The sequence below is a fragment of the Lutibacter holmesii genome, assembly GCF_042679665.1.
In the GTDB taxonomy this organism is placed as follows: Bacteria; Bacteroidota; Bacteroidia; order Flavobacteriales; family Flavobacteriaceae; genus Lutibacter; species Lutibacter holmesii.
In genome coordinates this window covers 866,252-890,512 of sequence record NZ_JBHTMV010000003.1, presented here as the reverse complement: position 1 = coordinate 890,512, position 24,261 = coordinate 866,252, and the positions used below count along the sequence as shown (strand labels likewise).

At 30.6% G+C, this 24,261-nt stretch carries 22 protein-coding genes and 1 tRNA gene; 11 read left to right on the top strand and 12 right to left on the bottom strand.

The window, feature by feature from the left end; genetic code table 11:
• The first annotated feature begins 6 nt into the window (after positions 1-6).
• From ACFQ5N_RS06715 to ACFQ5N_RS06700, 4 genes are all read left to right on the top strand, one after another.
• The gene (locus ACFQ5N_RS06715) at positions 7-450 is read left to right on the top strand and encodes a hypothetical protein (protein WP_386808721.1); all 444 of its coding nucleotides are present in this window, start codon (positions 7-9) and stop codon (positions 448-450) included.
• A 60-nt stretch (positions 451-510) separates the two neighbouring features.
• Positions 511-996 carry a hypothetical protein gene (locus tag ACFQ5N_RS06710; protein WP_386808720.1) on the top strand — a complete coding sequence of 162 codons (486 nt, stop codon included), beginning with the start codon at positions 511-513 and terminating at the stop codon, positions 994-996.
• Positions 997-1,006: 10 nt separating this feature from the next.
• Positions 1,007-1,384, top strand: a complete 378-nt coding sequence (locus ACFQ5N_RS06705) for a hypothetical protein (protein ID WP_386808719.1) — start codon at positions 1,007-1,009, stop codon at positions 1,382-1,384.
• Positions 1,385-2,115: 731 nt separating this feature from the next.
• Positions 2,116-2,349, top strand: coding sequence for a uroporphyrinogen decarboxylase (locus tag ACFQ5N_RS06700; protein ID WP_386808718.1), 234 nt, complete (start codon positions 2,116-2,118; stop codon positions 2,347-2,349).
• A gap of 11 nt (positions 2,350-2,360) precedes the next feature.
• On the opposite strand, the gene ACFQ5N_RS06695 is transcribed toward ACFQ5N_RS06700, so the two are convergent.
• On the bottom strand, positions 2,361-3,050 hold the full coding sequence (locus ACFQ5N_RS06695) for a cell division ATP-binding protein FtsE (RefSeq protein WP_386808717.1): 690 nt from the start codon (positions 3,048-3,050) through the stop codon (positions 2,361-2,363).
• Between the two features lie 204 nt (positions 3,051-3,254).
• Between ACFQ5N_RS06695 and ACFQ5N_RS06690 the strand changes: the two genes are divergently transcribed.
• Genes ACFQ5N_RS06690 through ACFQ5N_RS06680 form a run of 3 tightly spaced genes read left to right on the top strand, consistent with a single transcriptional unit; the run spans position 3,255 to position 9,698 of the window.
• On the top strand, positions 3,255-6,272 hold the full coding sequence (locus ACFQ5N_RS06690) for a tetratricopeptide repeat protein (protein WP_386808716.1): 3,018 nt from the start codon (positions 3,255-3,257) through the stop codon (positions 6,270-6,272).
• A 1-nt stretch (position 6,273) separates the two neighbouring features.
• On the top strand, positions 6,274-8,049 hold the full coding sequence (locus ACFQ5N_RS06685) for a TonB-dependent receptor (RefSeq protein WP_386808715.1): 1,776 nt from the start codon (positions 6,274-6,276) through the stop codon (positions 8,047-8,049).
• A 32-nt stretch (positions 8,050-8,081) separates the two neighbouring features.
• Entirely contained in the window at positions 8,082-9,698 is a 1,617-nt protein-coding gene (locus ACFQ5N_RS06680) for an amidohydrolase (protein WP_386808714.1), read from the top strand.
• Position 9,699: 1 nt separating this feature from the next.
• Here ACFQ5N_RS06680 and ACFQ5N_RS06675 read toward each other — a convergent pair whose 3' ends face one another.
• Positions 9,700-11,871, bottom strand: a complete 2,172-nt coding sequence (locus ACFQ5N_RS06675) for an FUSC family protein (RefSeq protein ID WP_386808713.1) — start codon at positions 11,869-11,871, stop codon at positions 9,700-9,702.
• A 134-nt stretch (positions 11,872-12,005) separates the two neighbouring features.
• Here ACFQ5N_RS06675 and ACFQ5N_RS06670 point away from each other — a divergent pair, with 134 nt between their 5' ends.
• On the top strand, positions 12,006-12,659 hold the full coding sequence (locus tag ACFQ5N_RS06670) for a uracil-DNA glycosylase family protein (RefSeq protein WP_386808712.1): 654 nt from the start codon (positions 12,006-12,008) through the stop codon (positions 12,657-12,659).
• Here ACFQ5N_RS06670 and ACFQ5N_RS06665 read toward each other — a convergent pair whose 3' ends face one another.
• Complete coding sequence (locus ACFQ5N_RS06665; RefSeq protein WP_386808711.1) at positions 12,660-12,893, bottom strand: CDGSH iron-sulfur domain-containing protein; 234 nt, start codon at positions 12,891-12,893, stop codon at positions 12,660-12,662.
• A 182-nt stretch (positions 12,894-13,075) separates the two neighbouring features.
• On the opposite strand from ACFQ5N_RS06665, the gene ACFQ5N_RS06660 reads away from it, so the two are divergent.
• On the top strand, positions 13,076-13,906 hold the full coding sequence (locus ACFQ5N_RS06660; RefSeq protein WP_386808710.1) for an FKBP-type peptidyl-prolyl cis-trans isomerase: 831 nt from the start codon (positions 13,076-13,078) through the stop codon (positions 13,904-13,906).
• A 74-nt stretch (positions 13,907-13,980) separates the two neighbouring features.
• On the opposite strand, the gene trpA is transcribed toward ACFQ5N_RS06660, so the two are convergent.
• The 9 genes from trpA to trxB form a co-directional block, all read right to left on the bottom strand.
• Positions 13,981-14,745, bottom strand: coding sequence for a tryptophan synthase subunit alpha (gene trpA, locus ACFQ5N_RS06655; RefSeq protein ID WP_386808709.1), 765 nt, complete (start codon positions 14,743-14,745; stop codon positions 13,981-13,983).
• 100 nt (positions 14,746-14,845) lie between these two features.
• The gene (gene trpB, locus ACFQ5N_RS06650; RefSeq protein WP_386808708.1) at positions 14,846-16,027 is read right to left on the bottom strand and encodes a tryptophan synthase subunit beta; all 1,182 of its coding nucleotides are present in this window, start codon (positions 16,025-16,027) and stop codon (positions 14,846-14,848) included.
• A complete protein-coding gene (locus ACFQ5N_RS06645) occupies positions 16,024-16,701 on the bottom strand; it encodes a phosphoribosylanthranilate isomerase (protein WP_386808707.1) in 678 nt (225 codons plus the stop codon). Before ACFQ5N_RS06645 ends, trpB begins: the two co-directional genes overlap by 4 nt.
• 4 nt (positions 16,702-16,705) lie before the next feature.
• A complete protein-coding gene (gene trpC / locus ACFQ5N_RS06640) occupies positions 16,706-17,491 on the bottom strand; it encodes an indole-3-glycerol phosphate synthase TrpC (RefSeq protein ID WP_386808706.1) in 786 nt (261 codons plus the stop codon).
• A gap of 69 nt (positions 17,492-17,560) precedes the next feature.
• Entirely contained in the window at positions 17,561-18,547 is a 987-nt protein-coding gene (gene trpD, locus ACFQ5N_RS06635; RefSeq protein WP_386808705.1) for an anthranilate phosphoribosyltransferase, read from the bottom strand.
• A gap of 91 nt (positions 18,548-18,638) precedes the next feature.
• Positions 18,639-19,214, bottom strand: coding sequence for an anthranilate synthase component II (locus tag ACFQ5N_RS06630; protein WP_386808704.1), 576 nt, complete (start codon positions 19,212-19,214; stop codon positions 18,639-18,641).
• 3 nt (positions 19,215-19,217) lie between these two features.
• Entirely contained in the window at positions 19,218-20,609 is a 1,392-nt protein-coding gene (locus tag ACFQ5N_RS06625; RefSeq protein WP_386808703.1) for an anthranilate synthase component I family protein, read from the bottom strand.
• A gap of 230 nt (positions 20,610-20,839) precedes the next feature.
• The gene (locus tag ACFQ5N_RS06620) at positions 20,840-22,423 is read right to left on the bottom strand and encodes an aspartate:alanine exchanger family transporter (protein ID WP_386808702.1); all 1,584 of its coding nucleotides are present in this window, start codon (positions 22,421-22,423) and stop codon (positions 20,840-20,842) included.
• A gap of 208 nt (positions 22,424-22,631) precedes the next feature.
• On the bottom strand, positions 22,632-23,579 hold the full coding sequence (gene trxB, locus ACFQ5N_RS06615) for a thioredoxin-disulfide reductase (protein WP_386808701.1): 948 nt from the start codon (positions 23,577-23,579) through the stop codon (positions 22,632-22,634).
• 179 nt (positions 23,580-23,758) lie between these two features.
• Here trxB and ACFQ5N_RS06610 point away from each other — a divergent pair, with 179 nt between their 5' ends.
• Positions 23,759-24,094, top strand: coding sequence for a thioredoxin family protein (locus ACFQ5N_RS06610; RefSeq protein ID WP_386808700.1), 336 nt, complete (start codon positions 23,759-23,761; stop codon positions 24,092-24,094).
• Positions 24,095-24,144: 50 nt separating this feature from the next.
• Positions 24,145-24,219: transfer RNA gene (locus tag ACFQ5N_RS06605), tRNA-Pro, on the top strand.
• The last annotated feature ends 42 nt before the right edge of the window (positions 24,220-24,261 follow it).

The following is a 24,261-nucleotide window of genomic DNA, read 5'->3' as shown; positions in this document are numbered from 1 at the left end:
AAACAAGTGAAAAAATTACTATTAATTATCACCCTATTTATTGGGTTAGGAAATGTAAATGCGCAATCTGATGCCACATTAGAAGAAACTATTAATTGGATTAATGAAATTGCCTTATCAAGGCAAATTAATAGTGAAAAGTATAATGTAACATCAATCAATATAGACTCGAATAAAAAACAAATTATTTATTCAAGGACGTATGATAGCGAGGAAACAGATCCGGTTATTACAAAATTCAACGAGAATACAGCTTTAAAAATTTATTATAATACTTATTGTTCTTGCTATGCTGTATATGTTGAAATTTCTTTTGGGTATTTTAACCTCATTCGATTTTCAGATAAGGAAACAGCCAAAAGAACTTACAATGCTTTTGATCACTTATTTAAGATACTTAATATTGAAGTTAGGAGAGAAAATAAATTAGCCATTGAAAACAAGTTTTAGATGAATTATCGATAAAAGCTGTCATAAAAAACCTAATTCTATTTTAATTTTAAAAAACAAATGAAAAAATTACTATTAATTATTACCCTATTTATTGGATTAGGAAATTTAAATGCGCAAACAAAGGAAGAAACTATTTTTTGGTTTAACGAATATGGTTTTGATATGTTAAATAAAAATGAGAGTACTCCCCATAAAACGGGGTATGAAATGAATCAAGACAGTTTTACTCTTACATCTAATAAGGTTAGTAATGGAAAACTTGCTTATATAAGTGCAGTAAGTTTTGATTGTTTAGGCAAAGTATACACTGAAAATATTCATCTTATTGAAGATGAAGATAAAATTATAATTACCTTTAATGAAAAGTGCGTTAAAAACAAAGTTATTGATCTTGAAGATAATTATAATACAGACAGTCGTTGGCTGGGATTCAAGGAGTCAACTTCATCTGAAGATAAAAAGCGCTTTTTAAAAGCTTTAAAACACCTAGCTAAGCTTTGCGGAGCAAAAGAAAAACCAAAAGTACAAAAGAATACATTTTAAAAATACAATTATGAAAAATTCAATTTATACAATAGTGCTACTTATTATTACCTCTTTAGCTTTTATGAGCTTTAAATCAAGTAGTAAAAATAATGCTGATTTGTATTATTGCGTATACAATTTAAACCATGAAACAAAAACCATGTTTATTTCCAATGTTTTTAATTCAAATACAAGACCGAATGATGTAACAGCATCAAAATACATGGAAAATGAACTAGATTATGAATTAAATAATTACCGAAACACTTTTTTACTTAATCATAAAATTAAAAGTTATGTTTATGATGACAGACTAGAGAAAATAAAATGGGCAAAAAATAATGATTTTAAAATAATAAAGTTTAACGTTAAATGTAAAAGTGGAAGATTGTATACTGTATATTAAACACTAAATAAACAAGCTATACCTAAAATTCAATATAAAAAACGAAGCATTAAAATATTTTGATTTTCAAAGGCTTTACAATTACACGGCAACCGTTAGGGAACCAAATTATGCCTTATGAACACAAAATTGATGGGAAAATTGCTATGAAAAAGAATGTTTTTAAAATGAATTTAAGGCAGCTGTAAATTTACTAAATTAAAATTTCGCTTAATTTTAGGCATAAAAAAACCCATCTCGTAGAGATGGGAAAATTGCTATGAAAAAGAATGTTGATAAAATGAATTTGAGGTTGTATTTTATCAACGTTCAAATATAATATGAAAAACATTCTAATTATATGATAATTGTCAACTCCATAAAAATTAACTAAAAACAATGATAATTATGATAAAAAAATAACTGAAATCCACAAAAAAATATACAAACAGCTTTAAATTCAACTAAAAAATAAAAATCAATTCACTGTAAATTAAGATATTACGATTCAATAATCTTAAAATATTCTAAAAGCAATAAAAAACGCTTTCATATCTATTTTTAGAAAAATTTAACATTAAAAATAAAATTCACCTTAAATAAGTACGTATATTTGTACCGGTAAACATAGCAATATGTTTATCATCTTTTTCATAGCAATTTTCCTCACTCCTAAAAGAGTGAGGTTTCTTTTTTTATAGAGCGTCCCTATTTCTTTTATACCTATATTTGTTCCCCAAAATTTTAATAATATGTTTTTAGGAATAGAGATTACTGAATGGGTAGGCTACTTAGCATCCATTGCACTTATGATTTCATTTATGATGAAAAATGTGCACACTTTAAGAACCATTAATTCAGTAGGTGCTGTTTTATTTATAATTTACGGTGTAATGTTAGAGACATCTTGGCCAATTATTATAACCAATGTTTTTATTTTAGCAGTAAATATTTATTATCTTACTTATAAAAGGTTCAAAAACTAACAAAGTATGTTTTAGGTAGTACTTTTTTGCTGAACCACTTCAAAAAGCTCTCCTCCTTCACATTTAATAGTTTTATAAGGAAATTTTAAAATTAACGCATAATCATGTGTTGCCATTAGTATGGTTTTACCTGATTTATGAATATCTTGCAATACGCGCATAACATCTACTGAAGTTGCCGGATCTAAATTTCCTGTTGGCTCATCGGCTAAAATTAAATCGGGATCATTTAATAAAGCTCTGGCTATAGCAACACGCTGTTGCTCACCACCTGATAGTTGAAAAGGCATTTTAAAATCTTTTGTTTGCATTTCAACCTTTGTTAAAACCTCCATAATTTTGGCTTTTATTTGGTTGTTGTCTTTCCAACCCGTGGCCTTCAAAACAAACTTTAAATTTTCAAAAATATTTCTATCATTTAGCAATTTAAAATCCTGAAAAACAATACCAAGTTTACGTCGTAAAAACGGAATTTCCTTTTCTTTTAAAGTATTTAAGTTAAACCCAACAATACTTCCATTTCCTTTTTCTAAGGGTAAATCACCGTATAACGTTTTCATTAAACTACTTTTCCCACTACCTGTTTTCCCAATTAAATACACAAAATCGCCCTCATTTAAAGTTAGATTTACGTTTGATAACACTAAATTTTCACGTTGGAATATTTCGGCATTTTGTAATGATAGCACAGTTTTAGACATTGTTTCTCTGATTTTTAACAAATCTAAATATTTAAAAATGAAATTTCAACATAAACCTTCTTAATCCTAAAATCAAAAGTCTAAAAATCCTTTTTTCAACAAAAATTGTTGAAATCCTTTCATAAAAATAATGTGTTCATAAGGCAATTTCAAAAAAATATTACGTTATTAGATAATAGATTTAAACTTACAATTTTAGACAAAATGCATTATAAAAAAATTGTTTTCCTCTTATTTTTGTTTTCGATAAACTACTCACTATCAGCACAAAATACAGAAATTTACACCAACAATCTTAAAGAGTATAATTATGCTCTTGAATTATACCAAAACAAATCTTTTGTTGCTGCGCAAGAAAAATTTAACATTGTGAAAGCTCAATTTGAGCCTTCTTCAGAAATAAAAGCAAATTGTGAATATTACGCTGCTAATTGTGCTGTTCGTTTAGGGCAACCAAATTCTGACGAATTAATGGAGCGTTTTGTAGAAAAATATCCAACTAGTACCAAAAGAAATAGCGCTTTTATAGATGTAGCGAACTACTATTTTAACGTTGGAAAATATTCGTACGCAGCAAAATGGTATTCAAAAGTAAATACCACTAATTTAGGTTTAAAACAAGAAGAAGATTTTAATTTTAATTATGGCTACTCATTATTTGCTTCAAAAAGCTATGCTACTGCTAAAGAATATTTTTTACAGCTGTTAGATTCTCAAAAATACGGAGCACAAGCAAAATATTACTACGGATTTATTGCCTACAATCAAGATGATTTTGATACGGCCGGAAAGTATTTAGGTGAAGTTGAAGAAGATGCTTCGTTTAAAACAAACGTATCGTATTACTTAGCTGATATGAATTTTAAACTTGGAAATTTTCAAAAAGCAATAGACTATGGCTTACCTTTATTAGACACATCAAAACGATTAGAGCATTCTGAAATATCAAAAATTGTTGGTGAAAGTTATTTCAACCTTCAAAACTATGAAACCGCAATTCCGCATTTACAAAACTACAAAGGAAAAAGTGGCAAATGGAACAACACCGATTATTATATGTTAGGATATGCATATTTTAAACTTGATAATTTTGAAAGCGCAATTAGCAATTTTAATAAAATTATAGACGGAAACAATGCAGTTTCGCAAAATGCATATTATCATTTGGCTGAATGTTATTTAAAACTTGTAAAAAAACAGGCTGCGTTAAATGCATTTAAAAATGCTTCGGAAATGGATTTTAGTCCGCAAATAAAAAAAGATGCTTGGTTAAACTATGCTAAATTAAGTTACGACATTGGTAACCCGTATAAAAGTGTTCCTGAAGTTTTAAAAGAATATTTAGAGCTTTATCCAAACGCTGAAAACACCAATAAAGTAAACGATTTAATTACCAGCGCATACATTTCATCAAAAGATTATAAAGGCGCATTGCTTCACTTAAAAAACAAAAAAAGTGCTAAAGACAAAGCTCAATTTCAAAAAGTATCCTACTATTACGGAACAGAACTTTTTAACAACAGTAACTTTGAAGATGCAAAAGAAAACTTTGAAAATTCATTAAGCATAACTATAGATGAAACAATTACAGCACAAGCAACTTTTTGGAAAGGAGAAACAAATTACAGATTGAATAATTTTAAAAGCGCCTTAGAAGATTTTACTAAATTTTCTAAAATGCCTGCTGCAACAAAAACTCCTGAATTTCAACACTTAAATTATCATATTGCCTACACAAATTTTAAACAACAAAAATATGATGCAGCTACTAATTATTTTTTAACATTCACTCAAAAAAACACAGAAGATAAAGTTAAAATTAACGATAGTTATTTAAGAATTGGTGATGGTTATTTTATAACATCTAATTACGCAAACGCCATAAAATATTACGACAAAGCACTAAAAACAAATGGAATTGACGGCGATTACGCACAGTTTCAAAAAGCAATTAGTTTTGGTTTAACAGGTGATGAAACCGCCAAAATTAATGAGTTAAATTTGTTTTTAAGCAAAAATGAAAAATCTATTTATACTGATGATGCTTATTATGTTTTAGGAAATTCGTATTTAAAAAAGGGGCAACATAAATTAGCAATTGAAAAATACGACTTTTTAATTACTAAACTAAAAAGAAGTCCGCTAGTTCCAAAAGCGCTGTTAAAAAAAGGACTTATTTATTACAATACCGACAAAAATGAACAGGCTTTAACTACCTATAAAAATGTTGTTTCACGTTTTCCAAATACTGCAGAAGCTTTACAAGCCGTAAAAAATATTCGTCAAATTTATGTTGATATTGGAAAGGTAGATGAATATGCTTCTTGGGTAAAAACCATTGATTTTGTAAATGTTTCAGATGCTGAATTAGACAATGATATGTACGAATCTGCTGAAAAACAATATTTGCAAAACAACTATAAAAAAGCCATTCCAAGTTTTAAAAAGTACTTGCTTCGTTTTCCAAAAGGTTTACACGCTGTAGCTGCTAATTTTCACACAGCGCAGTCACTATTTTCAGAAAATGAACACGCTAAAACTATTCCGTATTATAGTTTTGTTGTAGCACAAGAACAAACAGAATTTACAGAAGAAGCTTTATCTAAATTAGCACTCGTTTATTTAGAAACAGACAATCTAAAAGACGCTATTCCAACATTAGAACGTTTAGAAAAAGAAGCCAACTTGCCGCAAAACATCACTTTTGCACAAACTAATTTAATGAAAGCTTATTATGCTGAAAATAAATATTCAAAAGCAGTTTCTTATGCTGATGTTGTTTTGAAAAACAACAAACTAGAAGATCGCATAAAATCTGATGCCTACATTATTATTGCACGTTCAGCAATAAAAACCAACAACACACAAAAAGCACGCACAGCTTACAAAAAAGTTGAAAGCATTGCCTCTGGAGAAATTATGGCCGAAGCATTGTTTTATAGCGCCTATTTTGAAAATTCTGATGGAAGCTATAGAGTTTCAAATGAAATAGTTCAAAAAATAGCAGCAGATTACGCCGCTTATAAATATTGGGCTGCCAAAGGTTTAATTGTAATGGCAAAAAATTATTACGAATTAAATGACGCCTTTCAAGCAACTTATATTTTAGAAAGTGTTATCAAAAACTTTAAACAATTTGATGATGTTGTTGAAGAAGCTACCACAGAACTAAACAAAATAAAAACGGAAGAAGCTAAAACAAACGAGTCAATTAAAAATTAAAATGAATACTAGTTTACACCTTTTAATTATTCAAAATAATACACCTATGCGAAAGCTATTTACAACATTATTTCTACTTTTATTCACTAGTATCTCGTTTGCTCAAGAAACTAAAAAAGACACCTTAAAAACAGAAGAAATTACTGTTGTAAAACCATACTCGCCTACTATTTCTGAAGCCTTTAAAATTAAAGAAAACCCAACCATTGACACGCAAAGTTTTCAAAAAGAACAAGTTAATTACAGTATATTTTCAGTTCCTGTAGCCTCAACATTTACACCTTCAAAAGGAAAAGCACAAGGATTAAAAAGAGCTCCAAAAGAACGCTTGTTCGACAATTATGTTTCTGCTGGTTTTGGTAACTACACAACTCCGTCTGTACAAGCATTTTTACACGCTGGAAACCCAAGATATAATGATTTTGGTCTGTTTTTAAACTACCATTCTTCTGAAGGTGGTATTAATGATGTTTTATTAGATGATAATTTTTCGAACATAAAAGCAGCTATTTATTACAAACAATTTGAACGCGATTTTAACTGGAAAGTAACTGGTGATTACAACAGGCAACAAATCAATTATTATGGTTTACCTACTGATATTACTTTTACCGAAAATGTTCTTAGCAATATGGATGAAGAACAAGTTTACAATAACATTTCTGCTGGAGGATCCATTATTTTTGATGATGCTATTTTTCAAAGTGCATCAATAGAAGTAAGCAACTTTTTTGACAGCTATAATTCAAACGAATTACAACTTTTAGTAAAACCTTCTTTTGAATTTCCTATTTCTACAGAAATTATTAAAACTGATGTTTTAGTAGCATATTTAAACGGAAAATTTGACCAAGATTATACAGCAAGCAATGAAATTAAGTACAGTTTTTTAAACTTAGGTGTAAATCCTAACTTTGAGGTATTGCGTGATGATTTAAGTATAAATTTAGGCGTAAAATTATATTATACCTTTAATTTAGAAAATAGCAGCAATGCGTTTAAAGCTTACCCAAATGTTACTGCTTCTTACAAAGTTGTAGATGATGTTTTTATTTTATTAGCAGGAGTTACAGGAGACTTAATTCAAAATTCATATGAAGACTTCACTCAAGCAAACCCATTTGTTTCACCTACTTTAAACGTACAACAAACCGATCAACAATACAAAGCATTTATAGGTGCAAAAGGTAAATTGGCATCAAATATTGGATACAATGTAAACGTGAATTATGTAAGCGAAAAAGATAAAGCCTTGTTTGTTCAAAACCCAACAAAAACCAATGGTTCAATTTTAGTTTCTAATGCTTATGAAGCAGGAAACTCTTTTCAAGTTGTATATGACAACGTTAATACCATTAATTTTTTAGGTGAAATTAATATTGAAGTTTCTAAAGAATTTCAAGTTGGCGCAGGATTTCATTATGCAAACTATTCAACAACAGATGCTTTAGAAGCTTGGAATTTACCTGATTTTACTGCAACTATTTCTGGAGAATACAAAACTGAAAAATGGTATGTAGGCACAAAAATATTTTTTAGAGGAGCAACTAAAGATTATGTGATTACCTACGGAGACGCACTAACAGATGGAACCGTTGTAAAAAATGATGCCTATATTGATTTAAATTTTAACGGTGGTTATATTTTCACAAACCGACTTTCAGTATATGGTAAAATAAACAATGCTATTGGCGACAATTACAATAGATTTACAAATTACCCAGTACAATCTATTCAATTTTTAGCCGGAGTTACTTATAAATTCGACATCAATTAACACTTTTATATATCAACAATTAAATTTTTATAATGAAAAAACTTTCTTTACTTCTATTAGCAATTACCACATTTTCTTGTACTCAAAAAGAAAAAGTAGATACTGTTGTAATCAATGCAAATATTTATACAGTAAACCCAAATTTTGATAAAGCAGAAGCTTTTGCAGTAAAAGAAGGAGAAATTGTTGCTATTGGAACTACTCAAGATATTCAAACTAAATACACTGCAACACAAGTAAATGATGTACAAGGAAAAACAATTGTACCTGGATTTATTGATGCGCATTGTCACTTTTATGGATTAGGATTACTACAACAAAAAGTTGATGTATCAGGCACCAAAAGTTTTGATGAAGTTGTAGCCAAAATTGTTGCTTTTCAAAAAGAAAAAAACCTACCTTATATTACAGGTCGCGGATGGGATCAAAATGATTGGGAGGTAAAAGAATTTCCTACAAACGAAAAGTTAAACGAACTGTTTCCTAACACGCCAATTGCAATCACTAGAATTGATGGCCACGCTTTATTGGCAAATAACGCCGCTATTGAATTGGCTAAAATTACACCAAACACCAAAGAAGAAGGCGGTTTTATTATCAAAGAAAATGGAAAATTAACGGGTATTTTTATTGATGGACCAATGGAATTAATTGAAGCTAAAATTCCAACTCCTTCAAAAAAAGAACAAATTCAAGCTTTAAAAGATGCTGAAGCTTTGTGTTTTAATTTAGGTTTAACAACAGTTGATGACGCAGGGTTACCACAAGAAACTATTGAACTTATTGACAGTTTACAAAAAGCCGGAGAACTAAAAATGAGAATTTATGCAATGGTTTCGGTTAGCGATAAAAATATTGACTATTATACTAAAAAAGGAATTATAAAAACCAACCGCTTAAATGTACGCTCTTTTAAAGTTTATGCCGATGGTGCTTTAGGTTCGCGTGGAGCGGCTATGAAAAAATCATATAGCGATAAACACAATCACTTTGGTGCTATGGTAACTCCGCTTGAAGATTTGGAAACTTACGCGCAAAAAATTGCCGCATCAGACTATCAAATGAATACACACGCTATTGGAGATTCTGCAAATTATGTAATGTTAAAAACATATAAAAATGTATTAAAAGGTAAAAAAGATAAACGTTGGAGAATTGAACACGCCCAAATAGTTGATAAAACAGACTTTGAATATTTCAACAACATTTTACCTTCAGTACAACCAACACACGCAACTAGTGATATGTATTGGGCAGAAGACCGTGTTGGTGAGAAAAGAATTAAAGGAGCGTATGCTTACAAAGATTTATTAAACCAATATGGAAAAATTGCTTTAGGAACTGATTTCCCAATTGAAAAAGTAAGTCCGTTTTTAACTTTTTATGCTGCAGTTGCCCGCAAAGATTTAAATAATTATCCTAAAAATGGTTTTCAAATAGAAAATGCGCTATCTAGAGAAGAAACTTTAAAAGGAATGACAATTTGGGCTGCTTATTCTAATTTTGAAGAACAAGAAAAAGGAAGTTTAGAAATTGGAAAACTAGCAGATTTTATTGTTTTGAATGAAGACATTATGAAAGTTGAAACCTCTAAAATTCCGTATATTCAAGTTACAGAAACTTATGTAAACGGTGAAAAAGTAAAGTAAGTTAAGCTTTACTTTTAAATGATTTTATTGCGTCAACCATTTTATTTGACAAGTTATACAGCCACTTAACCTGCTCATACACCAAATGTGTTTCCTTTAATTGCTCGGCCATTTCTTGTGAAACTTCAATGCCTTGTGCAATTTCTTCATCGCGCTTATTTGCCAGATTTTCAAAAGAATTTTCGTACATATGTTGTGCTTTTTCAACACTTGAAAGCTGAACATTTTCATATTGACGCTCTTTCAGCATCTTACATGAAAGTTGTAAATTCATTATAATATTTTCAATAAACACATCAAATTGCTTAGGAACTTCTGATGTTTTATTATGTCTAATAAAAGTACCTAATGAAGAAAGCGATGATAAAAATGTATTATTTACTACAACTAATTCATAAAAAACAGCAACATCAACCTGTTTAGATTTTGGATCTCTATTCATTGTTTCAAACGCAGCATTTAAATTTCCAATTGCTAAAAAGGCATCTTTTCTAGATAATTTATACGCTGTTGAAACATCACCTTTTGTATGGTAAAAGTTAGCTATTTGTTTCAAGAAATTTTCATTTGAGCTAATGGCTTCTTCAAAATACTCACTAATATTTTGAAATCCCCAAGACGGAAATAAAAAGTAAAAAGCTGTGAATGACAAAAATGCACCAATTATTGTGTCAAAAATTCGAAATTTAATAACACTTAAAATATTTGGCTCAAGTAAGGCAAATAGAAAAATTACATTCAACGTAATAAATATGGCTCCATTTCTAAAATTACGCTGCATAATTGAAAATGCAATTGGTAAAGAAACAATGGCAATAACGGCATAAACAATTGTATTTTGTGTAATTAAAATAATTACAGTGGCAATTGCGGCACCAATTAAAGTACCCACTACTCTATTTTGCGAACGCTCTTTGGTAAGTCCATAACTAGGTCTCATAATTACAACAATGGTTAACAAAATCCAATAAGGATTTTGCATTTTAAATATGTGACCAATTAAAAAACCTACTGAAAAAACAATAGCCAAACGCAAAGCATGTTTAAAAATAGGTGATTTCAAACTGAAATTTTCTTTCAACTTTTTTAAATCGTAATCTTGAGGCGTAATAAACCTTTCAGAATCTCGCTTATTTAAAATTTTATTGTTGCTAGCATAGTTTCCTAAAATTCTTTTAATACCAGTAATATTTTGAATTTGCTTTTCTTGATACTTTTTAAAATTAAGAAGCATTAATGTACCAACTCTAGATTTAGGCAAACCAACTAAAATTCGATAGTATGTTATTTCTCTATTTATATTGTTTAATTGATCTTCTAAATTATCAGAAACTTGTAATTTTTCTTCTTTTCTAACAACTTTTGAGATATGCTCTAGCTGGTTGGCCATTTCAAAAAGCAAATCTTTAAAAAGCTGTACTTTATCTTGGTGCTTTTTAAAAACAGTATCAAATTCTTTATAATCTACAGGGTTTGAAATTGCTAATTCTAAAATATCTACCAACGCTGTAAATACTAATTGCTGTCTTCGTATTCTATTTGAAAATTCAGAAGATTTACGATTACTAAGAATAATAGTTCTTAAAACTTCATGATGTTCCGTTATTTCAGTTTGCAGTTGAAATAATTTTATATACAATTCTTTTCTGTCTGTACTACAAATTAAAAGTTCTCCACGAATTCTTATAAATTCAGCCGTTTTTTCAGTTATTTCAACAAATAAAAAGTCTGATTGCACCCTAGGAAACAAAAAGGACTTTAACATAGTAAGAGACAAGTACCACAAACCACCTAAACCAACAAGCATCGCATGTTGTAGCACACCTACTTCCTCATAATTATTGGCAAAACTCAATACAATGGCTAATAATCCGGCAAATGAAATTAACGAAGCTCTAAAACCATAAACCGAAAGATAGGATACCAAAAATACAATAACACCTAACAATGGAAACAATATCCAAAAGGTATGCATAGAAAACCCAATAAGCAATGTTACCAATACAGAAAGTATTACTGCTAATAAAACCCCGTAAAAATTATGCTTTACACTCCCAGGAACATCAGCTGGCGCACAAAAAAGAACTCCTAAAGCAATACTAAACCCAATGCCAATATTTTGAAAAAAGTAATGCGCAATAAAAACAGGCAAAATCATAGCTAGTGCATTCACAATAGCTTTTATGAAATTTAGGCTTTTAAAAAATCGATTTAAGGATGCAACCATTTTGTTTTATTAAGCGGCAAATTTACATAGTATTTTTTATTCCGTAGATTTATCCAATTATTAAATTGTAAATTCTTGAAATGTTTGTACATAAACACCCATACAAACCCTTTATTCCTAAAAACGCCACCAAATTAATTGTTGGTACGTTACCTCCTCCACGGTTTTATAATGGCTTGTTAAAATCAGGTGATGTAGATTTTTGTTACGGAAGTATTGACGGGCAATTATGGAAAATTTTAAATGTAATTTATAATTTAAACTTAAAATTTGAAACTACTGAATTTGCCATTGAGCAACGGAAAGAGTTTTTAACAACCAGAAATATTGGAATTTGTGATATTGTAGCATCTTGCACACGTACAAAAATAGATGCTTCAGATGTAGGTATGGAAAATATTGAATTACGAGATTTACTTTTTTACTTGCATAAATCTCCTAAAGTTGATACACTTTTACTCACCGGAGGCAATAGCAAAAACGGACCAGAATACCATTTAAGAAGACTTTTGAAAGCGAAAAAAAAATCACTCAAAACAATTTCAACAGCAACACCTAGAATTCATCAATTTAGTATTGATAAACGTATTATTAAAGTTATTTCACTTACAGCACCTTCAGGCGCTGCTAACCGAGCCGTTGGCAGTAATAAAGAGTACAAACAACTAAAAAAAGAAAACCCTACATTCAATACTTTTGATTTTAGAGTTTTACAATACAAAAAGTTCTTTTAATTAGTTATGCGAACCATCGCAAAACGGTTGGTTTTTAGTTTGCTTACAAGCACACAAATATTTTGTTTCTGTTTTATCTGCAGTAAACACCAACGGTGCCATTCCAGTTCCTTTATGCTTTCCATCACAAAGCGCTTGGCTTTCAGACAAACCACACGTACACCAAGCATACTTTTTACCTGCTTCTAACGCTACTGCAATTGGGCTATCTCCTGCTCTTTTTGGTAATTCCATTTCTATTTTGCTTTAAATATTCTATTAAAGATACTATTCAAAAAATAATTTTGCAATATTACAGCTCACAATCTTATCAAATACACATTAAAAGAGCACTACAATCTTAAAACAACGTTAAAAACCATTCAAAAAATTTCCTTTTAAACTATATTTGCCACTTAAAATTTTAATAATTTAATATGAAGTATTTTATAACCCTATTACTATTAGTAAGTATAGTTTCCTGTAATGAAGATGACAGTGATGACAGTAAAAACCTTGGTCAATCTGAAGCTGATATTATTGAATATATTGAGAATAACAATTTAGACGCGAGTAGATCAAGCAATGGTGTTTATTATTTAATTGATGAGGCAGGAGAAGGTGATTTTCCTACTGAAGATGCTTATGTAAAAGTTTCTTACGAAGGATACCTTTTAGATGGAAGTATTTTTGATAGCAATTCAGATGGTGTAAGTTTTGATCTTTTATCTGTGATTCCTGGTTTTTCTGAAGGTCTTTCTTTTTTTAACACAGGAAGTTCAGGTACTATATTAATTCCGCCAAGTTTAGCTTACGGAGATTCAGGTGCAGGAAGTTCCATTCCTGGTGGAGCTGTTGTAATTTTTGATGTTGAAGTTATTTCAATAATGAATCCACAATCTGAAGATGATATTATTGCGTATTTAGACACCAATGATATTGAAGCAGAACGAACAGATTCTGGCTTGTATTATAATATTGAAACGCCAGGTGAAGGTGATCCTATTACAATTAATTCTACGGTTACCGTTATTTATAAAGGTTACTTTACCAATGGTGTAGAATTTGACAATAGTAATGATGTTGGAGTTCAATTTAACCTTTCAAATGTAATTCCTGGATTTGCTGAAGGTATTGCGCTTTTTAAAGAAGGTGGAAAAGGAACAATTTTTCTGCCTCCAAATTTAGCCTACGGAAGTGAAGGTACCACTGGTATTCCTCGAAGTGCTGTTTTAATATTTGATATTGAAGTAGAATCATTAGATTAAAAAACACAAAGCAATCAGTTTAAATTGGCACAAAACCTTTTTGAACTGATTGCTTTTTAACTTATGTGTAATTTTTAATCTAAAATTAAATTTACAAACTTATCAATATCCGTCACTCCATTTTGCGTTAAATGCTTTATAAATGCTGAACCAATAATAGCTCCTTTAGCTTTTGATGTTGCTTGTTGAAATGTTTCGGCATTAGAAATACCAAATCCAACAATTTGAGGCGCTTTTAAATTCATAGCTGCAATTCGGTTAAAGTAATCTTCTTGAACATTTCCAAAACCACTTTGTGAACCTGTAACTGCTGCTGAACTCACCATATAAATAAATCCATCAGAAATTTCATCAACAAAACGTATGCGTTCATCAGAAGTTTGAGGTGTAATTAAAAGTACATTTATTAAACCATATTTTTCAAAAACAGCTTTGTAATTATCCATATATTCTTGAACTGGAAGATCAGGAATAATTAACCCATCAATACCAATTTCAGCGCACTTTTTACAAAACTCCTCAACACCATACTGCATCATTGGGTTAAAATACCCCATAATTATTAAAGGAATTGACACCGTTTTTCTAATATCTTTTAACTGATCAAATAACACTTCAGAAGTCATTCCGTTTTCTAAAGCAGTTGTTGAACTAGCCTGAATTGTAGGTCCATCAGCTAAAGGATCACTAAAAGGCAATCCTATTTCAATCATATCTACACCGCTTTTCTCTAAGTTTTCTATCACAGCAACCGTATCATTTAATGTAGGATACCCTGCCGTAAAATAAATAGATAATAACTTCTTATTTTCGTTTAACTTTTTATTAATTCTGTTCATTTTTAAGTCATTTTGAATGAGCGATTACTGAGCAATGTAGAAGTAAAGCAATAGAAAAAATCACTTTATAGATTCTTCACTACGTTCAGAAAAACACTCTTTATAAACTAAAATATTTGATATAAGTATTCAAATCTTTATCACCTCTACCAGATAAGTTCAACACTACAATATCGTCTTTTTTAAACTCTTTTTTTCCAAAAACTGCCAATGCATGTGAGCTTTCAATAGCAGGAATAATACCTTCTAATTCACATAACTCTAAACCAGCTTGCATTGCTTCATCATCGGTAATTGAAATAAAATTTGCTCGTTTACTTTCACATAAATGTGCGTGTAAAGGTCCAACTCCAGGGTAATCTAAGCCAGCAGAAATTGAATACGGCTCAATAATTTGTCCATCTTTGGTTTGCATTAATAAGGTTTTACTTCCGTGAATTACACCTTCATTCCCTAAAACACTTGTTGCAGCACTTTCACCAGAATCTACTCCCAAACCTGCAGCTTCAACTGCAATTAAGTCAACTTCTTTTTCATCTAAATAATGATAAAAAGCACCTGCTGCATTACTACCTCCACCAACACAAGCAATTACATAATCTGGGTTTTCTTTCCCTTCTTTTCCTTTTAATTGCCATTTAATTTCTTCGGAAATAACCGATTGAAAACGCGCTACCATATCTGGATAAGGATGCGGCCCAACAACTGAACCAATAATATAATGCGTGTCTACCGGATTGTTAATCCAATCTCTAATAGCTTCATTTGTAGCATCTTTTAAAGTTCTACTTCCTGACAATGCCGGAATAACTGTTGCGCCTAGCATTTTCATACGTGCCACATTTGGAGCTTGACGTGCAATGTCAATTTCTCCCATATAAACAATACATTCTAAGCCCATTAAAGCACAAACTGTGGCAGTTGCAACACCGTGTTGCCCAGCACCTGTTTCAGCAATAATTCTATTTTTACCCAACTTTTTAGCCATTAAAATTTGCCCAATGGTATTGTTTACTTTGTGAGCACCAGTGTGACACAAATCTTCACGCTTTAAGTAAATTTTAGTATTGTATTTTTCAGACAAACGCTTTGCAAAATACAAAGGTGTTGGTCGTCCAACATATTCTTTTAGTAATTCATCAAATTCTTTTTTAAAAGAATCTTCCTGCATTATTTTTAAATAATTCTGACGTAATTCTTCTACATTTGGATATAACATTTCGGGGATATAAGCACCACCAAACTGTCCGTAATATCCATTTTCATCTACAAAATAACTCATGATAAATTTTGTTTAAATTCTTTAATATTTGCTATATTTTTAAATGCTGGTTTTATTTCAAAACCACTATTTATATCAATTCCGGCAAAAGCTTTGTGCGAAATATTTTTAATTTCATTCGCATCTACTTTTGAAATTCCTCCACTTAATAAAAACGGCGTTTCTCCTTGGTATTTTTGTAAAACCTGCCAATTAAATTTCACTCCATTTCCACCGTAATCTTTTCCTTTTGTATCAAAAAGAAGAAAATCACATACATTTTGATAGGCTTCTGTTTTAGAAAAATTAAAAGTATCATCAACAGAAAAAGCTTTGAATATTTCTATTTCCTTGTCATTCTGTGTGAAACTAAGAATTTCGCTCTTAATAGATTCTTCACTTTGTTCAGAATGACAAATTACTTTACGCAATTCATCTATATATTCAGGAGATTCGTTTCCGTGTAATTGAACAGCATCCAATTTATTCTCTTCAACAGTTTTTAGCACCTTTTCAACTGATTCATTGACAAAAACACCTACTTTTTTTATTTCAGAAGGAATCTCAATTTCTGGAAAATACGACACAAAACGCTTTGACTTTTTATAAAATATAAAACCTAAATAATTAGGCTTTAATTTTAAAAGCTCCGAAATATTTTCGGCGTCGCGCATTCCGCATACTTTTAGTAACATTTTATTATCCTATTTGTTTAATAAACTCTTGACAACTAAACCCTGGATCCTCAGTTTTCATAAAGTTTTCTCCAATTAAAAAACCTTGAAAACCATATTCTTTTAATCCTGTAATAACTCTTGGATCGCTCAAACCACTTTCTGAAACTTTGATACAGCTATCAGGAATTTGACTTGCTAATTCTATAGAATGCTCTAAATCTACCTGAAAGGTTTTTAAATTTCTGTTATTTATACCAATAATTTTATTGTCTAATTCAATCTTATCTAATTCTTCTTGATTATGCACTTCATACAACACATCTAATCCCAAATCTTCAGCAAGCTTCCCGTAATTTTTCAATTCTTCTTTGGTTAGGCAAGCAGCAATCAATAAAATTACATCTGCACCAATTGCTTTTGCTTCCACAATTTGAAACCCATCAACAATAAAATCTTTACGTAATATTGGTGTGCTTTCTTGTATAGATCGTGCTTTTAAAACATCCATTATGTTTCCCCCAAAAAAATCGTTATCGGTTAAAATGGATTGTGCAGCCACATTTGCTTTAATATATCCTTCAGTAACTTCATCAATGGTTACTTTGTCATTAATAATTCCTTTTGAAGGTGATTGACGTTTAAATTCAGCAATAATTCCTGTGGAACCAACCGATAGTAAACTCTTTTTTAAAGATAAAGGTGTACGTTTAAAATTAGGGCTTTTAACTAATTTTTCAACTTGAACCTCTTTTCTTAATTGTGCAACTTCTTGCTTTTTATGTGCTATTATTTTATCTAAAATATTCATTTTGAATAATTACGAATTTATAATGATTCTTTATTTAATATAACGCTGAAACTTGTTCAGCATAACAATTTAACTTACTAATTTCTTTAAACTTTCCTTTGCTTTTAATCCAAATAATGACTCTTTTACTTCTTCAAAAGCCGTTTCAAAAGACTTATTAGCATCAAACGTTTTTAACGCAAACGCAGCATTTGTAAGCACTGCATTGTTTTGAGCTTCTGTACCTTTTCCATCTATTATTGAAGTAAATATTTTTGCAGATGCTTCTACCGAATTTCCTCCATAAATATCAGCTTGTGCTAACCTTTTCAATCCTAAGCTTTCTGGTGTAATTAATGCTTCACTATTTTTTGTAAATAACTTAAATCCGCTAGTTAGTGAAATTTCATCGTAGCCATCTAAACTATGTACTATTCCATAATTTTGAGAGGTTTCTTGTAATAAATAATTGTAAATTCTGGCAACTTCTAAATTATATACACCAACCATTTGGTTTTGCGGACTACTTGGATTTACCAACGGGCCTAACATATTAAAAAAGGTTTTCATCCCTAATTCTCTACGTACAGGACCAACTGCTTTCATTGCTGGATGAAACAATGGAGCGTGTAAAAAACAAATATTTGCAGACTCAATTTGACGTTTTAAAACATCTTCATTATTGGTAAATTTATATCCCAAAAACTCTAATACATTTGAAGATCCACTTATTGATGACGAACTATAATTTCCGTGTTTAGCAACTTTATTTCCTGTACCCGCAACAATAAAAGATGTAAGAGTTGAAATATTAAACGTGTCTTTTCCATCACCTCCTGTACCACATAAATCAATTGTATTAAAATCAGACAAATCAACTTTTACCGCTAACTCTAATAACGCTTCTCTAAAACCGGCTAGCTCAGCAACGGCAATTGGTCGCATTAAAAACACTGTTAAAAACGATGTAATTTGAGCGTTGTTAAACTTTTCAGCCGCAATATCAATTAATATTGCCTTAGCTTCCTGCTGGGTTAAGCGCTGTTGTTGAAATAATTTATTTAGTATATTTTTCATTTATTTTCTTTTATGAATTTGGTGATTGAAAGAAGTCGAAATCCTTTCAATCAATTGTCACTTCGACTCCGCTCAGCGACCAAAACATTTTTTATTTACAAGCATCAATAAAATTACGTACCATTTTTTCACCTGTTGGTGTTAAAATAGATTCTGGATGAAACTGTACTGCACTAATGTTAAACGTTTTATGTTGAAGACTCATTATATCTCCAAATTCATCAACTGATGTTACTTCTAATTCTGCAGGAAAATCTTTTTTTGAAGCCATCCATGAATGGTAACGAGCGGCATCAAACTCTGCCGGAAAATCCTTATAAATTACCGCATCTTTTTTAGTAATATTCATAGTTGTTGCAACACCGTGAAATACTTCATCCATATTTTCTAAACTTCCTCCAAAAACTTCAGTAATTGCTTGTAAACCCAAACATACCCCAAAAATTGGTTTAATACCTACGTATGTTTTAATGGTTTCTTTTAAAATTCCAGCTTCGTCAGGAATTCCCGGACCTGGAGATAAAATAATAGCATCGTAGGCATTGATAGCTTCTAATGAAATTTCATCATTTCTAAAAACTGCCGGATATTCGCCAGTTATATCTTCAACCATATGAACTAGGTTGTATGTAAATGAATCGTAATTATCTAATATTAAAATCTTCATAGTTTAAATATTTTCTGCTATGGTTAATGCTTTTTTCAAAGCAGCTAACTTATTATTTACTTCTTGCAACTCTCCTTCTTCAGTTGATTTCATTACAATTCCTGCTCCTGCTTGGTAGTATAACGTATTTTGTTTGCTAACAAAAGAACGAATAGCAATGGCCAAATTCACGCTATTATCTAGGCCTATAAAACCAACAGCTCCTCCGTAAAAACCACGTGTTTGATTTTCGTAGGTATCAATTAATTCCATTGCTTTAAATTTTGGAGCACCACTTAAAGTTCCTGCCGGAAATGTGTCTCCAACAATCTCTATAGCTTTTCCTTTTGGTTGCCCTTGAACCGTTGAAACTAAATGAATAACGTGACTAAAATATTGCACTTCTTTAAACACTTCTACATTTACATTACTTGCGTGTTTACTTAAATCATTACGCGCCAAATCTACCAACATTACGTGTTCAGCAGTTTCCTTTTGGTCGTTAGATAATTTCTCTCCTAACAAAATATCTTTGGCCATATCACCGGTTCTTCTAAATGTTCCGGCAATTGGGTTTATAATTGCTTTTTCTGAATCTATTTTAATTTGAGCTTCAGGTGAAGATCCCATAAGTTTAAAACTTCCATAGTCAAAATAGAACAAATATGGTGACGGGTTTATAGAACGTAAGGCTCTGTAAACGTTAAAATCGTCTCCTGAAAATGATTGCTGAAACTGACGTGACAGTACTATTTGAAAAACATCGCCTCTTTTACAATGTTGTTTTGCTTTGGCAACATTATTTTTAAAATACTCGTCTGTACAGTTTGAAGATTCTTCTCCTTTAATTTCAAATTTATACAGTCCGTAAGTTCTTGCATTTATTAAAGTTTGAATTTCTTCAATTCTTGACTCTTCACCTTCTTCAAGATTTTCAATCAAGGTTAATTCATCATTAAAATGATTGATTGCAATAATAAAACGAAAGAAACTAAATTGTAAATCTGGAATTTCAGAAGCCGCTTCTTCAGCCTTTAATTTTATTGTTTCAAAATACTGAATTGAATTGTAAGAAAGGTATCCATAAAAACCATTAAATGCTTTTATACGTTCATCGCAAGTTACATCAACCGTATTTTTATAGGTATCAAAAATGGTATAAAAATCTCTATTTATTTCTTTAGCATCTAACTCTTTACCTTTGTAACTATACGTAAACTTATTTTTATCAGCTTTTAAGGTAACAATAGGCTCTGCACAAATAAATGTAAAACTTTCTTCTTTACTATGGTAGTCTGAACTTTCTAACAACAAACTATTGGCATATTTATCTCTAATTTTAGAATACATTCCTACAGGAGTAATTGTATCTGCCAATTGTTGTTTTGAAATTGTTTTAAACTTTAATTTCTTCATATCTTTTCAATAAAAAAGGACTTATCACGAGATAAGTCCTTTTGTTTATATTGTTAATTAAATATATATAGGTTGCTTCTCGCTTATTGCATAAGAGAGTTCCACCACCAATTCATATTTAATGTATTATTCTTCATTTGTTGACAAATTTAGCATAGATTTTTGATTATGCAAATTATTCATTCAAAATTATTTAAGAAAAACAAATCAATAAGTAATTCTTATATACTTTAAAGTAAACTCAAAATTTGAACTACAATTATTAAAAGTACCATAGCAATAGGATATACTGTCGCATAGGCAACAGCAGGAGCGTCTGTATCTACCATATTATCTACCGCAGCTAAACCTGGTGTACTTGTCATACTTCCTGTAAGAGTTCCTAACAAGGTTAACAAATTCATTTTCATAAAATAACGCCCAACAATGGTTGCTAAAATCATTGGAAACAAAGTTATTATAATACCGTACCCAAACAATTCCATTCCATATTCATTAAACGTTGTCATTAAGCTTGAACCTGCACTTGTACCAACTGCAGCTAAGAAAAATAACAAACCAAACTGACGTAATAATTGATTGGCAGCTCCAGTCATTGTCCACATAATAGGTCCTGTTTTACCAGTACGACCTAAAATTAAACCAACTAATAAAATTCCTCCGGTTAAACCAAGACTAAACGTAAAACTTCCAAAACTAATACTTAATTTACCTACTAATATACCTAGTAAAATACCAGCAGCAATAGGGAAAAAGTCGGTACTTGAAAGCTTACGATCATCGTCTCCAAAAATACGACTCACGTTTTTCATATTTCCTTGGTTACAAACAACTACTAACTTATCACCAAACTGTAATTTTGAAGCTGGCGTTGGAGAAATATTAATACCCGATCTTCTAATTCTAGTAACCGTAGCATTGTAGGTATTTAAAATATTTAACTGTCCCAAGGTTTTCTTAACTACATCTTTGTTTGTAACTAAAACTGAACGAACTTCATAATTTTTATCTGAAGGAATTGCCTCGTCTGATTCAGGGCCAACCAAAATATTTACTCTCTCTAAAGCATCAGAAGTTCCAACTGCTTTAATAATATCACCTTTTCTCAACACCAAACCTTTTGAAGGAGCTATTACTGTATTTTTATGCATTACCCTTGAAATAACCGCCTTGGTCATAAAACGAATGTTTAATTCACCTAAACTTTTACCAATCACATTTTCATTTTCAACAACGTAATATTTTCTTAAAATCTCTGGGTGCTCTAAGGCAATTTCAGCATTGTATTTTTTTTCTTCCTCTGCTACCTTTACTCTAATAAATTTAGGCATTAAGCTTACAAAAAGTATAACACCAATTACACCAAACGGATAACCAATACCATAACCAATTGAAGCCATAGGAGATCCTGTAGTATCAATTGCTGCAGCTAAACCAGGTGTACTTGTTAGAGAACCGTTTAACAAACCTATTGTTAAACTTTTATCTATACCGCCAAAATAATACACGCAAAATGTAAGTACTCCCGCGCTAATAATTAAAACGGTGGCTAATAATGCTAATTGCCTACCATTTTGCTTGAATGATTCAAAAAAACTGGGGCCGGCTTGAATTCCAATAGTAAAAATAAAAAGTACCAATCCTAAATATTGAAAATCCTTCGGAATTTGATATCCATAATGGCCAAAAACCAATGCAACAAAAATAACTGCTGAAACATCTAATGAAATTCCTTTTATCTTAATTCTACCTATAATAAAACCAATTGCAATAATTAAAAACAGAACAAAATAGCTGTTTGATAACAAATTCATATATTAAATTTTAAAGTACAAAATTAAACAGTTATTTGTACAAGACCGTCATTTATTTTTCGAATTAACGAAAGCGATTGAATGTGCATAATTACACATAAACCCGTAAAAATTACACATAAATATTAAAAATAAGCAAATATAGTCTCTTATTTTTATCAAAAAAAAAGCTCAAGTTAAACTTGAGCTTTTAAATTCATTTTTTTATTTATTCAAGAGATCCTAAATAACGTTCAGCATCTAAAGCAGCCATACAACCGGTTCCGGCAGCAGTTACGGCTTGTCTATATTCTTTATCTTGAACATCTCCTGCCGCAAAAACACCAGGAAGATTTGTTTTTGTTGATTTTCCTTTTGTTATTAAATAACCGGTTTCATCCATATCTAAAGAACCTTTAAAAATATCAGTATTTGGTTTATGACCAATAGCTATAAAAACTCCAGTAACATCAATTACTTCTTTCTCACCAGTTTGATTATTTACAGCTCTCACTCCTTCAACAACATTTTCACCTAAAACCTCATCAATTTCAGTATTAAATTTCACTTCAATATTTGGAGTTTTATCAACTCTGTGTTGCATTGCTTTTGAAGCTCTCATATAATCTTTACGAACTAACAATGTAACTTTATTACAAATGTTAGATAAATATGTTGCTTCTTCAGCCGCAGTATCTCCAGCACCAACAACAATTACGTCTTGTCCTTTATAAAAGAAACCATCGCAAGTAGCACAAGCTGAAACACCTCCACCAATTAAACGTTGTTCACTATCTAATCCTAAATATTTTGCAGTTGCTCCTGTTGAAACAATAATAGTTTCAGCTTCAATTATTGTAGTTTCATCAATAGTAACTTTATGAATACCTCCAACTTCATTACTAAAATCAATTTTAGTAGCTAAACCAAATCTAACTTCAGTTCCAAAACGCTCTGCCTGTTTTTTTAAATCTTCCATCATTGCAGTTCCATCAGTTCCATTTGGATATCCCGGGAAATTATCAACCTCAGTAGTTGTTGTTAATTGACCTCCCATTTGCATTCCTGTATACATAACTGGTTTTAAATCTGCTCTTGAAGCATATATGGCAGCAGTATAACCTGCAGGCCCTGAACCAATAATTAAACATTTTATTCTTTCAATTGTATCAGACATTGTATTTATATTTTGATTTAATAATAAACAAATTTATATGAAAAATTAAGAACTAAACACTATTGTTTATAATTTTTCACAATACAATTATAAGAAAGAACAATAGATACAATCGTGTAATTATAGTTACATTTATCTTTTTGATTACATCTACTTTTACACCTTATAAATTAATAAAAATGATTACCAAACAAATAATACATTTAGAAGAAATTCAAAACTTAATTGCAGCAAACCCAGCAGTATTGGTTTATTTTAACACACAAAGCTGCAGTGTTGGTGAAGCTTTTTTACCAAAAGTAGAAGAATTAGTGCTTTCTTCATTTCCAAAAATAAAAATGTTTACTGTAGATTTGAATACTTCTCCTGAAATAGCTGCTTTTTTCAACGCTTTTGTAGAACCCACAATTTTAGTGTTTTACGACGGAAAAGAAACCGTTAGAAAAAGTAGAAATATAGGTGTTTATGAGTTGAAAGAAGCTGTTGAAAGACCCTACAAATTAATTTTTGAATAATTACTTGCAGAATGTTTTTTTAGTTTTATATTTGCAAACCGAAAATCATTCGGGGTGTAGCGTAGCCCGGTTATCGCGCCACGTTTGGGACGTGGAGGCCGCAGGTTCGAATCCTGCCACCCCGACAAAAAAAATTAAAAAAGCTTGCAAGTTAATCCCAAATTAAT

Bases quoted from the DNA above. Each gene is read 5' to 3' on its own strand.
- ACFQ5N_RS06710 (WP_386808720.1), top strand. From the start codon at position 511: ATGAAAAAATTACTATTAATTATTACCCTATTTATTGGATTAGGAAAT.
- ACFQ5N_RS06705 (WP_386808719.1), top strand. From the start codon at position 1,007: ATGAAAAATTCAATTTATACAATAGTGCTACTTATTATTACCTCTTTA.
- ACFQ5N_RS06700 (WP_386808718.1), top strand. From the start codon at position 2,116: ATGTTTTTAGGAATAGAGATTACTGAATGGGTAGGCTACTTAGCATCC.
- ACFQ5N_RS06695 (WP_386808717.1), bottom strand. From the start codon at position 3,050: ATGTCTAAAACTGTGCTATCATTACAAAATGCCGAAATATTCCAACGT.
- ACFQ5N_RS06690 (WP_386808716.1), top strand. From the start codon at position 3,255: ATGCATTATAAAAAAATTGTTTTCCTCTTATTTTTGTTTTCGATAAAC.
- ACFQ5N_RS06685 (WP_386808715.1), top strand. From the start codon at position 6,274: ATGAATACTAGTTTACACCTTTTAATTATTCAAAATAATACACCTATG.
- ACFQ5N_RS06680 (WP_386808714.1), top strand. From the start codon at position 8,082: ATGAAAAAACTTTCTTTACTTCTATTAGCAATTACCACATTTTCTTGT.
- ACFQ5N_RS06670 (WP_386808712.1), top strand. From the start codon at position 12,006: ATGTTTGTACATAAACACCCATACAAACCCTTTATTCCTAAAAACGCC.
- ACFQ5N_RS06665 (WP_386808711.1), bottom strand. From the start codon at position 12,893: ATGGAATTACCAAAAAGAGCAGGAGATAGCCCAATTGCAGTAGCGTTA.
- ACFQ5N_RS06660 (WP_386808710.1), top strand. From the start codon at position 13,076: ATGAAGTATTTTATAACCCTATTACTATTAGTAAGTATAGTTTCCTGT.
- trpA (WP_386808709.1), bottom strand. From the start codon at position 14,745: ATGAACAGAATTAATAAAAAGTTAAACGAAAATAAGAAGTTATTATCT.
- trpB (WP_386808708.1), bottom strand. From the start codon at position 16,027: ATGAGTTATTTTGTAGATGAAAATGGATATTACGGACAGTTTGGTGGT.
- ACFQ5N_RS06645 (WP_386808707.1), bottom strand. From the start codon at position 16,701: ATGTTACTAAAAGTATGCGGAATGCGCGACGCCGAAAATATTTCGGAG.
- trpC (WP_386808706.1), bottom strand. From the start codon at position 17,491: ATGAATATTTTAGATAAAATAATAGCACATAAAAAGCAAGAAGTTGCA.
- trpD (WP_386808705.1), bottom strand. From the start codon at position 18,547: ATGAAAAATATACTAAATAAATTATTTCAACAACAGCGCTTAACCCAG.
- ACFQ5N_RS06630 (WP_386808704.1), bottom strand. From the start codon at position 19,214: ATGAAGATTTTAATATTAGATAATTACGATTCATTTACATACAACCTA.
- ACFQ5N_RS06625 (WP_386808703.1), bottom strand. From the start codon at position 20,609: ATGAAGAAATTAAAGTTTAAAACAATTTCAAAACAACAATTGGCAGAT.
- ACFQ5N_RS06620 (WP_386808702.1), bottom strand. From the start codon at position 22,423: ATGAATTTGTTATCAAACAGCTATTTTGTTCTGTTTTTAATTATTGCA.
- trxB (WP_386808701.1), bottom strand. From the start codon at position 23,579: ATGTCTGATACAATTGAAAGAATAAAATGTTTAATTATTGGTTCAGGG.
- ACFQ5N_RS06610 (WP_386808700.1), top strand. From the start codon at position 23,759: ATGATTACCAAACAAATAATACATTTAGAAGAAATTCAAAACTTAATT.